14 protein-coding genes are annotated in these 12465 nt (G+C 64.7%); 10 read left to right on the top strand and 4 right to left on the bottom strand.

Annotated elements, in window-relative coordinates:
• The first annotated feature begins 308 nt into the window (after positions 1 to 308).
• Complete coding sequence (locus BLU37_RS17385; RefSeq protein ID WP_019361711.1) at positions 309 to 1028, top strand: FadR/GntR family transcriptional regulator; 720 nt, start codon at positions 309 to 311, stop codon at positions 1026 to 1028.
• A gap of 4 nt (positions 1029 to 1032) precedes the next feature.
• On the opposite strand, the gene BLU37_RS17380 is transcribed toward BLU37_RS17385, so the two are convergent.
• Positions 1033 to 1479, bottom strand: a complete 447-nt coding sequence (locus BLU37_RS17380) for a winged helix-turn-helix transcriptional regulator (protein WP_090206961.1) — start codon at positions 1477 to 1479, stop codon at positions 1033 to 1035.
• Positions 1480 to 1638: 159 nt separating this feature from the next.
• Here BLU37_RS17380 and BLU37_RS17375 point away from each other — a divergent pair, with 159 nt between their 5' ends.
• Positions 1639 to 2793, top strand: coding sequence for an MFS transporter (locus tag BLU37_RS17375; protein ID WP_090210960.1), 1155 nt, complete (start codon positions 1639 to 1641; stop codon positions 2791 to 2793).
• Between the two features lie 61 nt (positions 2794 to 2854).
• On the opposite strand, the gene BLU37_RS17370 is transcribed toward BLU37_RS17375, so the two are convergent.
• Both BLU37_RS17370 and BLU37_RS17365 read right to left on the bottom strand, forming a co-directional pair.
• Positions 2855 to 3394, bottom strand: a complete 540-nt coding sequence (locus BLU37_RS17370; protein ID WP_090206958.1) for a cytochrome b — start codon at positions 3392 to 3394, stop codon at positions 2855 to 2857.
• The gene (locus BLU37_RS17365) at positions 3391 to 4470 is read right to left on the bottom strand and encodes a catalase family peroxidase (protein ID WP_090206955.1); all 1080 of its coding nucleotides are present in this window, start codon (positions 4468 to 4470) and stop codon (positions 3391 to 3393) included. Before BLU37_RS17365 ends, BLU37_RS17370 begins: the two co-directional genes overlap by 4 nt.
• A 200-nt stretch (positions 4471 to 4670) precedes the next feature.
• Between BLU37_RS17365 and BLU37_RS17360 the strand changes: the two genes are divergently transcribed.
• On the top strand, positions 4671 to 5177 hold the full coding sequence (locus BLU37_RS17360) for an RNA polymerase sigma factor (protein WP_090206952.1): 507 nt from the start codon (positions 4671 to 4673) through the stop codon (positions 5175 to 5177).
• On the top strand, positions 5174 to 5923 hold the full coding sequence (locus BLU37_RS17355; protein WP_090206950.1) for an anti-sigma factor family protein: 750 nt from the start codon (positions 5174 to 5176) through the stop codon (positions 5921 to 5923). The genes BLU37_RS17360 and BLU37_RS17355 overlap by 4 nt, the downstream gene beginning before the upstream one ends.
• Before the next feature lie 9 nt (positions 5924 to 5932).
• On the opposite strand, the gene BLU37_RS17350 is transcribed toward BLU37_RS17355, so the two are convergent.
• A complete protein-coding gene (locus BLU37_RS17350; protein WP_010445870.1) occupies positions 5933 to 6763 on the bottom strand; it encodes an IclR family transcriptional regulator in 831 nt (276 codons plus the stop codon).
• A 244-nt stretch (positions 6764 to 7007) separates the two neighbouring features.
• Between BLU37_RS17350 and BLU37_RS17345 the strand changes: the two genes are divergently transcribed.
• From BLU37_RS17345 to BLU37_RS17320, 6 genes are read left to right on the top strand one after another with little or no spacing between them, the layout of a single operon-like run.
• Positions 7008 to 8036 (top strand): ABC transporter ATP-binding protein, encoded by a 1029-nt coding sequence (locus BLU37_RS17345; protein ID WP_019361705.1) that lies wholly within the window; start codon positions 7008 to 7010, stop codon positions 8034 to 8036.
• A complete protein-coding gene (locus BLU37_RS17340) occupies positions 8033 to 8908 on the top strand; it encodes an ABC transporter permease (RefSeq protein WP_090206947.1) in 876 nt (291 codons plus the stop codon). Before BLU37_RS17345 ends, BLU37_RS17340 begins: the two co-directional genes overlap by 4 nt.
• Positions 8909 to 9703 carry an ABC transporter permease gene (locus BLU37_RS17335; RefSeq protein ID WP_090206944.1) on the top strand — a complete coding sequence of 265 codons (795 nt, stop codon included), beginning with the start codon at positions 8909 to 8911 and terminating at the stop codon, positions 9701 to 9703.
• Positions 9704 to 9710: 7 nt separating this feature from the next.
• On the top strand, positions 9711 to 10001 hold the full coding sequence (locus tag BLU37_RS17330; protein ID WP_010445863.1) for a (2Fe-2S)-binding protein: 291 nt from the start codon (positions 9711 to 9713) through the stop codon (positions 9999 to 10001).
• Entirely contained in the window at positions 9998 to 11353 is a 1356-nt protein-coding gene (locus BLU37_RS17325) for an NAD(P)/FAD-dependent oxidoreductase (protein ID WP_090206940.1), read from the top strand. The genes BLU37_RS17330 and BLU37_RS17325 overlap by 4 nt, the downstream gene beginning before the upstream one ends.
• Positions 11350 to 12465 (top strand): NAD(P)/FAD-dependent oxidoreductase, encoded by a 1116-nt coding sequence (locus tag BLU37_RS17320; protein ID WP_090206937.1) that lies wholly within the window; start codon positions 11350 to 11352, stop codon positions 12463 to 12465. The genes BLU37_RS17325 and BLU37_RS17320 overlap by 4 nt, the downstream gene beginning before the upstream one ends.

Raw genomic sequence — 12465 nt, 5'->3', positions numbered from 1 at the left:
AAATCTAGCCAGTCGACAGTCATCATACGAGTAGAAAAATCTACTAACAAGCGCTATGGCGTGGGGCAATGCTTGAAAAAATCAAAAAACCTTTCGAAATATAATTATAAGTATTTGTTTTTTAATTGAATTATATGATTTATAAAAATATATCCACTGCGTGATTTTTCTCTTCACGCGCCCAAAATCAGCTCGATCTCATTGAGATATCGACTGAAAAAACAAACTCGTCATACATGATTGACGCCCGCTTACACCCCTTATCAGACGAGTGTTAAGCTCCCCACTCATTTCCGCACGATACGATCATGAGCATTGACCGCGACCTCTCCACGCCGTTACGCCGCAAGCGCACGCCCAACCTGGCCACCGACCTGGTCAATCACCTGACCCAGCGGATTCGTCTGGGCGAATTGAAACCGGGCGAAAAACTGCCGTCGGAAAGCGCCATCATCCGCGAGCACAAAGTCAGTCGTACGGTGGTTCGCGAAGCGATTTCCAAGTTGCAGGCCGCCGGCTGGGTCGAAACCCATCACGGCGTCGGCAGCTTCGTGCTGGAGCGCCAGGAAGGTCAGGGGCTGCGCCTGAGCGCCGACACGGCGTTGAGCGTGCGGGGCATTCTCGAACTGCGCCTGGGCCTGGAAACCCAGGCCGTCGCCCTGGCGGCCCGGCGGCGCACCGATGAACACCTGCGACAGATGCGCGAGACCCTGGACGAATACCAGAGCCTATTGGCCAACAACGACAGTTGCGTCGCTGCCGACCAGCGCTTTCACCTGTTGATCGCCGAGGCCACCGGCAACCCGTATTTCGTCGAGATCCTGTTGCACCTGGGCAATTCGATGATCCCGCGTACCCAGGTACAAGCCGCCGAACGTGGCGACACCGATCTGGCACCGTTGGGGCAGTTGGCCAATCAGGAGCATGAAGCGATTCTCGCAGCGATTCGCCGCCAGGATGCCGATGCGGCACGCGCAGCGATGTGGACGCACCTGAGCAACAGCCAGGAACGTTTCGCCAGCGAGTGAACGGTCAGCCGGCCGGAATCCGCCGGCAGTCATCCGGCCCCAGCAAACGGCCATCCTCGGCGCGCAACTCCAACGGCCGGAGCGTCAACCCCTGCTCGCGGTCGACCAGCACCGAGTGCGGCTCCTGCGGCCCATAGAAATGCGCCTCGCCCCACTGGCGCAGGGCAATGATCAGGTTGAACAGGCCCCGGCCCTTCTCCGTCAGCACATATTCCTGGTACGCACTGCCATCCGATGCCGGCGCAACGACGAGGACGCCGTGCTCGACCAGATTCTTCAGGCGCGTCGCAAGGATGTTCCTGGCCAGGCCCAGGTTGCGCTGGAACTCGCCAAAGCGGCGAATACCATCGAACGCGTCACGAATGATCAGCAACGACCAACCATCACCGATGGCACCCACCGAGCGGGCCACCGGGCATTCGGCGGTTTCCAGGCTGGAACGTTTGACCATGGCGCGGCCCTCCGACAGAAAATGTAGTTGCAATGTAAAACCACCCCTTCTAGGGTACAAGTAGTTTTAAATTGCAACCAGATGATCAAGGAGTTCTCCATGCCGCTTGAAATCCCGGCCACGACTGCCAGACCGGAGATCAGCAGCCGGCTTTCCAGCATGACGGTCCTGCTGTTCGCCATCGCCTGCGGGCTGTCGGTGGGTAATGTGTATTACGCCCAGCCGCTGCTGGATGCCATGGCCGAGACCTTCGCCATGGACCACGCCACCGTGGGCATCGTGGTCAGCTTGAGCCAGGTCGGTTATGGCCTGGGCCTGCTGTTGCTGGTGCCGCTCGGCGACCTGCTCAACCGTCGGCGGCTGATCGTCGGCCAGATGCTGCTGTCGGTGCTGGCCCTGCTGCTCGCCGCCCTGGCCCCCAGCAGCCACTGGTTGCTGCTGGGCATGAGCCTGATCGGCCTGTTGGCGGTGGTGACCCAGACTTTGGTGGCCTACGCGGCGCAACTGGCGACTCCAGGCGAACGTGGCCAGGTCGTCGGCAGTGTCACCAGTGGCATCGTCGTCGGCCTGCTGCTGGCGCGCACCGTCGCCGGGGGCATGGCCGACCTGGCCGGCTGGCGTTCGGTCTACCTGCTGTCGGCGGCGCTGACGCTGCTCATGGCAATGGCGCTCTGGCAGGTATTGCCCCGCCATGAGACGCCCAAGCCACGGCAGGGCTATGGCACGCTGATCGCCTCACTGTTCGGGTTGTTCCGAGAGGAAAAAATCCTGCGCGACCGGGCGGTGCTGACGATGCTGATCTTTGCCGCCGGGACCGTACTGTGGACGCCGTTGGTATTGCCATTGAGCGCCCCGCCGCTGTCGCTTTCGCATACCGGGATCGGCCTGTTCGGCCTGGCTGGAGCCGCCAGCGCACTGGGTGCGGCACGCGCCGGCCATTGGGCGGACCGGGGCCGTGCGCAATGGGTCAGCGGCCTGGCGCTGACGATGATGCTGCTGTCCTGGTTGCCGATTGCCTTTATCCAATCCTCGCTGTGGGCCCTGCTGCTTGGGGTGATCATCCTCGACCTGGGCCTGCAGGCGGTGCACGTGACCAGCCAGGCGCTGATCTACAGCGTCCGGCCCCAGGCGCAGAGCCGCTTGGCGGCGGGCTACATGCTGTTCTATTCGGTGGGGAGTGCCAGTGGCGCCTTGGGTGCCACGGCGATGTATGCGTGGGCCGGGTGGACGGGGGTCTGCCTGCTGGGGGCGGGGATCAGCGCCACGGCCCTGGTGTACTGGGGGTGGTCGCTGAAAGTGGTGAAACCGCGTTGATTCAGGGAGGGCGCTTTCGCGGCGGTTCGCCGCGAAGAGGCCCGAATGACTGACACCAACCTCAGCCCTTGCCCCGCACCATGCTCTCCAGTACCCCATCGCGGCGAATCAAGCCATGGAACAAGGCTGCCGCCAGGTGCATCAGCACCGTCAGGAACAGCAGGTAGGCCAGGTAGCCATGGGCCTTGCGCAAGAAGGCAAAGGTCGCGGCATCGGCCGACAGCAAGGCCGGCAAGCGGATCGAGCTACCGAGCATCACCGGATCACCCGCAGCCGAAATCATCGCCCAACCCAGCAGCGGTAAAATCAGCATCAACGCGTACAGCAACACATGGGAGAGCTTCGCCGCCAGCACCTGCCAACCCGGCAGGTCGGTCGGCAAGGCTGGCTGGCGGGTGCTGAAGCGTACGCCCAGCCGAACGATCGCCAACGCCAGGATCGCGATCCCCAGCGGTTTGTGCAGGTTGATCAACCACTCATGTCGCGCCGACACCGACGCCACCATTCCGGCGCCGATGAACAGCATCGCCAGGATCATCAGCGCCATCAGCCAGTGCAGCAGGCGCGCCAGGGGAACGAAATGCTTCAATGGGGCGCTCATGGGCGGGACTCCTGTTGGGCGTGAGCGGTGGGCAATTGGCCAACCTCACTGGTGCGACGCAGGTAGGAACTGGCATACGCCGCCGAACGCGCCGCCAGCAACGGGTCGGCCGAAGCCTCGATGCCACTGGGCAGAACCAGTGGATCGTAGTTGATGTCACGGCAATCGCCGCTGTCCTGCGGTTGCGTGCTCTCCAGCACCAGGGTGCCGGCGTTGAGCACCTTGTGCTCGCCGGTCCAGGCCTTGCTCGCGTCGTCGATCGGATCGCCAGGATTGGCCAGGGTCATACGCAACTGCCATTTCAGCGGCCCGGCCGCCAGGCGCTGCACCAAGTCCTTTTCCAGGAAATCGGCACCGGCCGGCGCCACGGCCCCCGGTTCATCCTGGCTCACCGGGACGAAGCCCCAGCGTACCGCCTGGCGCTGGCCCGCAGCATTGACCAGGTAGAAGGCATTCAGTGCGTTGTAGCTTTCGGTGGCGTAGCTGGCCGATGGCTTGGCGGTCTTGACCCACTGCAGGAACGGGCCGGTTTCCGGATGCGCGGCAAAGAATGCGGCCATCGCCGCCGGGTTCGGCTTGCCGGTTGCCGGGTCCGGGGCGGCAGCCTTGAGCTGCTCGTAGAATGCTTGCGGCGTGCTCACCGGGAACACCGGCATGCTGTTCATCCCGGTTCGCCATTGCTGGCCGTTGGCGAGGATGAAACGCAGCCCCAGACTGCGGATCGGCACACTGCTGTCCGGTGCATAGGGATTGCCGCCCGGCAGGGCAAATCGCCCTTCCACCGGCACGCTGCCTTCCGAGAAAACCTTGGCGATGGAGTATGGACGAGCCTCATTGCTGCTCTCGAAATAACCGGCGACGCAGACACCCTTGGCATGGTTGCGCCTGAGCCCCGGATAATGGCCGCTGTTGTGCTCCAGCGTATCGACGATACGTCCGGGCGTCAGGCGCTGCGGATCGAGCCGGCCACTGACATAACCGAAAGCACCGGCCAGTGCCGCGACCACCACGGCGATAGCGGACAGGCGCAAGACCTTGCTGGTACCGCTCAGAGGCGGTGGGGTGTGATCTACCATGAAAAACTCCAGGGCCCTGGGCGGCCACACGGTTAGGGAGCCAGTAGGACGCAGGCCGTCATGGGTTATTCCCGACCACCGATGATTTTTTTCGATGAGTCATTTTTCGATGATTATTTTTCTGCTGACTGGAATAACCTTCAGCCACGGACGTCTTTCTGCACCCAGTGTAGTGACTGGCCAAGACCCTGCAGGCTGCCATGAACGATCTCGACGAACAGCTACGTGAACTGATTCCCCGCATGCGGCGCTTCGCCGTGTCGCTGACCCGCAACCCGAGCAGCGCCGACGACCTGGTCCAGGCCAGCCTGGAGCGGGCGTTGTCCAGTTGGGGCAAGAAACGTCCCGACGGCGACCTGCGCGCCTGGCTGTTCTCGATCATCTACCGGCAGTTCCTCGATGCCCACCGGCGCCAACGTCGGTACGCACGGATGCTGGAATTCTTCACCGGCCGCGACGACAGCGAACCATCGGTGGAACGCACGGTGGTAGCACAATCGACACTGGAATCTTTCGAGCGCCTGTCGGTAGAACAGCGGGCGCTGCTGCTCTGGGTCTCGGTGGAGGGTTTGAGCTACAAGGAGGTCGCCGAGATCCTCGACGTGCCCATCGGCACCGTCATGTCGCGCCTGTCTCGCGCCCGCCAGGCCCTGCGTCAACTCAGCGACGGCGAAATCACCAGCCCTTCCCTGCGGATACTGAAATGATCACCCTGCCTCCCAGCGAACGCGATCTGCATGCCTACGTCGACCATCGGCTCAGCGAGGCCGACCGGCAATTGATGGACACCTACCTCGCCAGCCACCCCGAAGTGGCCCGCCAGGTCCGCGACTGGCAACAGGACGCCCAGCACCTGCGCGCGGCCCTCGGCGGCGCGCTGCAAATGCCGGCCAATCCCGCGCTGGACCCGGCGGCCATCCGTAAGCGTCGAGGTGAACGGTCACGACGCTATCTGGCCAGCGCGGCGGTGCTGCTGATCGCGGTGAGTGTCGGCGGCGTGAGCGGCTGGCAGGCCCGCCAACTGACCCTGCCGACTCAACTACCCATGGCCGACGCAGTGCAGGCCTACCGCCTGTTCGCCAGCCAGGACATCCTGCCGGCGGACTTCAAGGTTGAGCAGAACGGCGACCTGCAGGGCTGGCTGGATCGTTATTTCACGCAAGCCAATCGCCTGCCGAACCTGGCCAACGCCGGCTTCAAGCCGGTCAGCGCACGCCTGCTGAGCACCGAGCAGGGCGCGGCGGCGATGGTCCTGTACGAAGACCCGCAAGGACGCAAGATCACCTACTACATCCGCCCGCCGGGACCGCAGAACCACCTGCTCAAGCGTGGCCACCGACGGGACGGTGAATTACAGGCCGAGTACTGGTCCGGCCCCGGCTACAACTACGCCATGGTCGCGCCAGCTGATACACCGGCGGCGCAGGTGCTGCAGCAGACCACGCCGTTCTAGCCGTAGCCGCTATTCGCCAAAGATCTGCGAAGGCCGCCGCAGCAGCGGATCGAACGGATTGATCCGTGGGCCGATTGCCGCAGCTTCGCGCTTGAGCAACTCCACCACCGTGGGCAAACGGTCCGGACCGAGGCGATCGGTGATGGTCGCCACGCTCAACGCCGCGACCGCTCGACCATCGCGGTCGAGGATCGGCACCGCCAACCCCGCCATGCCCTGCAACACCCCGGTGTTGCGCCCGGCATAACCGAGCTGACGCACGTTCTCGACTTCCGAGCGCAGGAACACCTCGTCGTACAGGTGAAAGTCCCGCAGCCGTGGCAGGTTGTAGCGAATCACCGTTTCCCGCTCGTCTTCCGGCAGGAACGCCAGGATCGCCAGACTCCCCTGCCCCACGCCCAAAGCCACGCGGCCACCGATATCACCGGTGAAAGTACGGATCGGGAACGGCCCCTCGCTGCGATCCAGGCAGATCGCATCAAAACCGCTGCGCGCCAGCAGGAACAGCGAATCGCCAAGCGAAGCCGACAGCCGCAACAACGCCGGGCGCACCAGCTCGCGCAGATTACCGCTGCGCCCGGCCCGGGCCGCCAGGGCGAAGAACTCCAGACTCAGGCGATAACGCTTGCTGCGCGCATCCTGTTCGACCATGCCCTCGTCCATCAGGCTGCGCAGCAGCCGATGGGTGGTCGGCTGGGACAGGCCGATGCGTTCGGCCAGTTGCGTGACCCGCTCGCCCGCCTCTGGCGAATCGCCCAGGCTGCGCAACACGGCAAACAGCCGGGAGACCGCACTGACACCGACTTCATTCGACTTTTCATTCCGCTCAGTGGAATTCATATTGATATTTCTCACTCAAGAATCTGCTGAATGAATGAAAGTGAAAATAGTCATTCTTTCAGTGAAATTCACTCTTTCGCACATCCTAGGCTTCGTCCTACTCTGCGTCCACAAGGGGCGATTCGAACAACATCGGTAGCCGACATCTGTCGAGCACCACGCACCCCGCAATGCCCTTTCGTCTCTGCCCATGACAAGAAACGTGTGCCTCACCGCGCACAACAACCCAAGGTGGAACGCAGTTATGGCCTTTCTACGACTTGAAGGCGTGTGCAAGCGCTATGGCACCCTCGAAGCGGTCGTCGCCACCAACCTGGCGGTGGACAAGGGCGAGTTCGTCTCGCTGCTCGGTCCCTCCGGTTGCGGCAAGACCACGACCTTGCAGATGGTCGCCGGCTTCGTCGAGGTCAGCGCCGGGCGGATCCTGCTCGACGACCGCGATATCACCCATGCCAAACCCAGCAGTCGCGGCCTGGGCGTGGTATTCCAGAGCTATGCACTGTTTCCCCACATGACCGTCCAGGACAACGTCGCCTTCGGTCTGCGCATGCGCAAGGTGCCGACCGCCGAGGTGCAACGGCGCGTGGCGACGGTGCTGCAACTGGTACGCCTGGAGCGGCATGCCGAGCGCTATCCCCGCGAGCTGTCTGGTGGTCAGCGTCAACGGGTGGCCCTGGCCCGTGCGCTGGTGATCGAGCCGCCGGTGCTGCTGCTCGATGAACCCCTGTCGAACCTCGACGCCAACCTGCGCGAGGAGATGCAGTTCGAGATTCGCCGGATCCAGCGCGAGGTCGGCATCACCACGCTGATGGTCACCCACGACCAGGCCGAAGCGCTGTCCATCAGCGACCGCGTGGTCGTGATGCAGGCCGGGCGCATCACCCAGGTCGACGAGCCCTACCGCCTCTACGAACACCCCCGTACCCGCTTCATCTCCGGCTTCGTCGGCAAGGCCAACCTGCTGCCGGGCGACCACGATGCCAGCGGCTGTCCGCAGGTCCGCCAGTCGCCGGGCGAAGGTGCGCTGACCCTGAGCCTGCGCCCGGAAAAGATCGACCTGCTGGCCGCCGGCTGCGGGCGCTTGCAGGGGCGCATCGTCACGCGCTTTTTCCTCGGCAGCCAGTGGCTGTACCGCATCGACACCACCCTCGGCGAACTCAGCGTAGTGCGTCGTAACGACGGCTCACCACCGCTGGAGGAAGGTAGCGCGGTTGGCCTGGACTGGCCCGCCGACTTGCTACGGGTGCTGGAGCCCGGCGAGGTGTCGGCATGAGCCTGCTGGCGCGGATGCGTCAGGGGCGACATGGCTACCTGCTGTCGGCACCTGCGCTGGCCCTGTATGTCAGCCTGCTGGTGCTGCCGCTGGGGCTGACTGCGGTGCTGTCGCTGAACGTCTTCGACTACCAGAGCGGCGTCCAGGACGGTGCCTACACCTTGCAGCACTACGGCGCGCTGTTCAGCGACCCTTACTTCTACGAGATCTTCCTGCGCACCTTCTGGATCAGCGGCCTGACCACCCTGCTCTGTGTACTGATCGGCGTGCCCGAGGCCTACATCCTCAGTCGCATGGGCCGCCCCTGGCGCTCGATCTTCCTGATCCTGATCCTCACTCCGCTGCTGATCTCGGTAGTGGTGCGGGCCTTCGGCTGGAGCTTGTTGCTGGGTGCCGACGGCCTGGTCAACCAGAGCCTGCAAGCCATCGGTCTGGCACCGATGAAGCTGCTCTATACACCGTTCGCGGTGGTGATCGCGCTGGTCCATGTGATGTTGCCGTTCATGATCATCCCGGTCTGGACCTCATTGCAGAAACTCGACCCGGCCGCCGAACAGGCCGCGCTGTCCCTCGGTGCCAGTCAGGCCAAGGTCATGCGCCTGGTGGTCCTGCCGCAGGTCATGCCCGGCGTGCTGTCCGGCACGCTGATCGTGTTCGGCCTGTCCGCCAGCTCCTTCGCCATACCCGGCCTGCTGGGCGGACGCCGACTGAAGATGGTCGCGACCCTGGTCTACGACCAGTACCTGTCGGAACTCAACTGGCCGATGGGCGCGGCGATCGCGGTGACGCTGCTGCTGCTCAACCTGCTGATCATGCTGTCGTGGAACCGGATGATCGAACGTCGCTACAAGAAATCCCTGGGGGCTGCGTAAATGTCCAGAAACGGCCCGTTGGCCCTGCTGTTCCATAGCCTGATCGTGGTGTTCATGCTCGCGCCGCTGGTGGTGGTCTGCCTGGTGGCGTTCACCCCGGAAAACACCCTGGGCCTGCCGACCAGCCACTTTTCCCTGCGCTGGTTCCAGGCGGTGTTCGAGCGCGCAGACTTCGTCCAGGCGTTCTACAACAGCCTGCTGCTGGCCTTCAGTGCCGCCAGCCTGGCGACCCTGATCGCGGTGCCGGCCGCACTGGCGATGACCCGCCATCAGTTCCCTGGGCGGGACTTTCTCAATGGCCTGTTTCTCTCACCGATCATCATTCCGCACCTGGTGCTCGGCGTGGCGCTGCTGCGGCTGTTCGCCCTGATGGGGGTCAATGGCAGCTTCGGCTGGCTGATCCTGGCCCACGTGCTGGTGATCACCCCCTACGTGCTGCGCCTGGTGCTGGCGGCCGCCATCGGCCTCGACCGCAGCGCCGAGCAGGCCGCCGAATCCCTCGGTGCCGGGCGCTTCACGCTGTTTCGCCAGATCACCCTGCCGATGATCCTGCCCGGCGTCGCCGGCGGCTGGCTGCTGGCGTTCATCAACAGTTTCGACGAAGTGACCCTGTCGATCTTCGTCACCTCCCCGGCGACCCAGACCCTGCCGGTGCGCATGTACGTGTACGCCACCGAATCCATCGATCCGATGATGGCGGCGGTGTCGGCGCTGGTGATTGCGCTCACGGCCCTGACGATGATTCTGCTCGACCGGGTCTACGGCCTCGATCGGGTCCTGGTAGGCAAACAATGAGGCCGCTATGGCGCTGCTGAAACGACTGGCCGAAGCGCAACGCCCGGCTCTGGACTTCACCCTCGACGGCCAGCCGGCCAGCGGCCTGCAGGGCGACACCCTGCTGACCGCCTTGCTCACCGCCGGCGAGCACCTGCGCCACAGCGATTTCAGCGGCGAACCGCGCGCGGGCTTCTGCCTGATGGGCGCCTGCCAGGACTGCTGGGTGCGGCTGGCCGACGGGCGCCGGGTGCGCGCCTGCTCGACGATGCTCGAAGCCGGTCAACAGGTGAGCCGTGAAGGGAGGCCGAAACCATGAAGCCGATACTGATCGTCGGTGCCGGGCCGGCCGGGATTCGCGCGGCCCAGACGTTGCTCGAACATGGCCTGCGGCCGATCCTGCTGGATGAATCGCTGCGTGGTGGTGGACAGATCTATCGGCGCCAGCCGGAGAACTTCCGCCGCTCGCACAGGCAGTTGTATGGTTTCGAGGCCGGCAAGGCCAGCGCGATCCACCAGACCCTCGATGAACTGCACAGCCAGCTCGACTATCGCCCCGAAACCCTGGTGTGGAACGCCGAACACGGCGCCCTCGATACGCTCCGACAGGGCCGCGCCGAGCACCTCGAATATTCGTCGGTGATCGTCGCCACCGGCGCCACCGACCGCGTGCTGCCGGTGCCCGGCTGGACCCTGCCGGGGGTCTACAGCCTCGGCGCGGCGCAGATCGCCCTGAAGTTCCAGGGTTGCGCCATCGGCGAGCGGGTCGTGTTCGCCGGCAGCGGCCCGTTGCTCTACCTGGTCGCCTATCAGTACGCCAAGGCCGGGGCAAAGGTTGTCGCGGTGCTCGACAGCTCATCCTTCACCGCGCAATGCAAGGCCTTGCCGGGACTGCTCAAGCAACCGCTGACCCTCGCCAAGGGCCTCTACTACCGGGGCTGGTTGAGTGCTCACGGCGTTGCCGTACACCAGGCCGCGCAGTTGGAGCGGATCGAGGGTGAACAACGGGTAGCCGCAGCGCACTGGAGCCAGGCTGGCCGAGCGCAATCGCTGGAGTGCGATGCCGTGGCATTCGCCCACGGCCTGCGCAGCGAAACCCAACTGGCCGACCTGCTCGGCTGCCAGTTCAGTTGGGACCCGTTGAACCGCAGTTGGCTACCGGACCAAGACCGTGCCGGGCGCAGCAGCGTCGCGGGCATTTACCTGGCCGGCGACGGTGCCGGCATCATGGGTGCCGATGCCGCAGAGATGGCTGGCGAACGCGCCGCCCTGGCACTGCTGGAGGACCAGGGCTACAGCGTCGACCCCGACCGTAACGTCGACCTGGAAAACCGCCTGGCGCGCATCGGCCAGTTCCGTCAGGGCCTGGAGAATGCCTTCCCCTTCCCCGCGCACTGGGCGCGAAACGCCACGGACGAACTGATGCTCTGCCGCTGTGAGGAAGTACGGGTCGGCGAGGTGCGTCAGGGGGTTCGCGAGGGGCATTGGGAGATCAATCGGGTCAAGGCCCATTGCCGGGTCGGCATGGGCCGTTGCCAGGGACGGATCTGCGGCGCCGCGGCGGCGGAGATCATTGCCTGCGAAAGTGGCCTGGCCCTTGAGGCCATCGGCCGCTTGCGTGCCCAGGCACCGATCAAACCGCTGCCGTTCGGGCTGGAGGTCACGCCATGATCGAAGTCGAGGTGGCAATCCTTGGCGGTGGCATCGTCGGCACCTCCGCAGCACTGGCCTTGAGCCGCCAAGGCCGCAGCGTGGTACTGCTGGAGCGGGATTTCTGTGGCAGCCACTCCAGCGGGGTTAACTATGGCGGGGTGCGGCGCCAGGGCCGGCCATTGTCGCAGTTGCCACTGTCCCAGCGGGCCCATGGTATCTGGAGCCGCCTGCCCGAATTGATCGGCATCGACGGCGAATACCAGCGCTCCGGGCATCTCAAGCTGGCCCGCAGCATCGAGGACCTGGCCGCGCTGCAAGTCTATGCCGATAGTAGCCAGGGGTTCGGGCTTGACCTGCAGATATTCGATCGCAAGCAACTGCATCAGCGGTTTCCATGGGTCGGGCGGATTGCCGAAGGCGCCTCGTTCTGCCCCGACGACGGTCACGCCAACCCGCGCCTGGTGTCGCCGGCCTTTGCCCGCGCCGCGCGCCAGCTCGGAGCCAACGTGCTGGAACAGAGCGAGGTGAGCCGGGTCGAGCACGATGGCCAACGCTTTATCCTGCAGACCGCCAATGGCCTGGAGATCCGCTCAGCCTGGCTACTCAATTGCGCGGGGGCCTGGGCCGGCAACCTCGCCGCGCAGTTTGGCGAGGCGGTGCCGATCCACTCCGGCCATCCGGCCATGCTGGTCACCGAACCCTTGCCGCTGGTGATGGACGCCAGTACCGGCGTCGAAGGCGGCGGCATCTATGCCCGCCAGGTCAGCCGCGGCAACTGCGTGCTGGGCGGCGGCCAGGGCTTTGCCCTCGACAGCGCCCGTGCGCGGCCGGGACAGAGCGCCGTGCTGGAGATTCTCCGCCAGGCCGTCGAGCTCTACCCGTTTCTCGAAGGCGCCCAGGCGATCCGTACCTGGAGCGGCACCGAAGGCTACCTGCCCGATCGCCAGCCGGTGATCGGCCCGAGTGCGACCCAACCCGGCCTGCTGCACGCCTTCGGCTTTGCCGGGGCGGGTTTCCAGATCGGTCCGGCGGTGGGCGAGGTGCTCGCCGAACTGGTCTGCCAGGGCCAGTCGCCGACGCCGATCGAAGCCTTTTCCATCCAACGTTTCCAAGCCACTCCCGCCGCCTGA

It is taken from the genome of Pseudomonas asplenii, assembly GCF_900105475.1.
GTDB classification, from domain to species: domain Bacteria; phylum Pseudomonadota; class Gammaproteobacteria; order Pseudomonadales; family Pseudomonadaceae; genus Aquipseudomonas; species Aquipseudomonas asplenii.
Note: the sequence above shows the minus strand (reverse complement) of the source record. Positions and strands in the feature narration are given on the sequence as shown.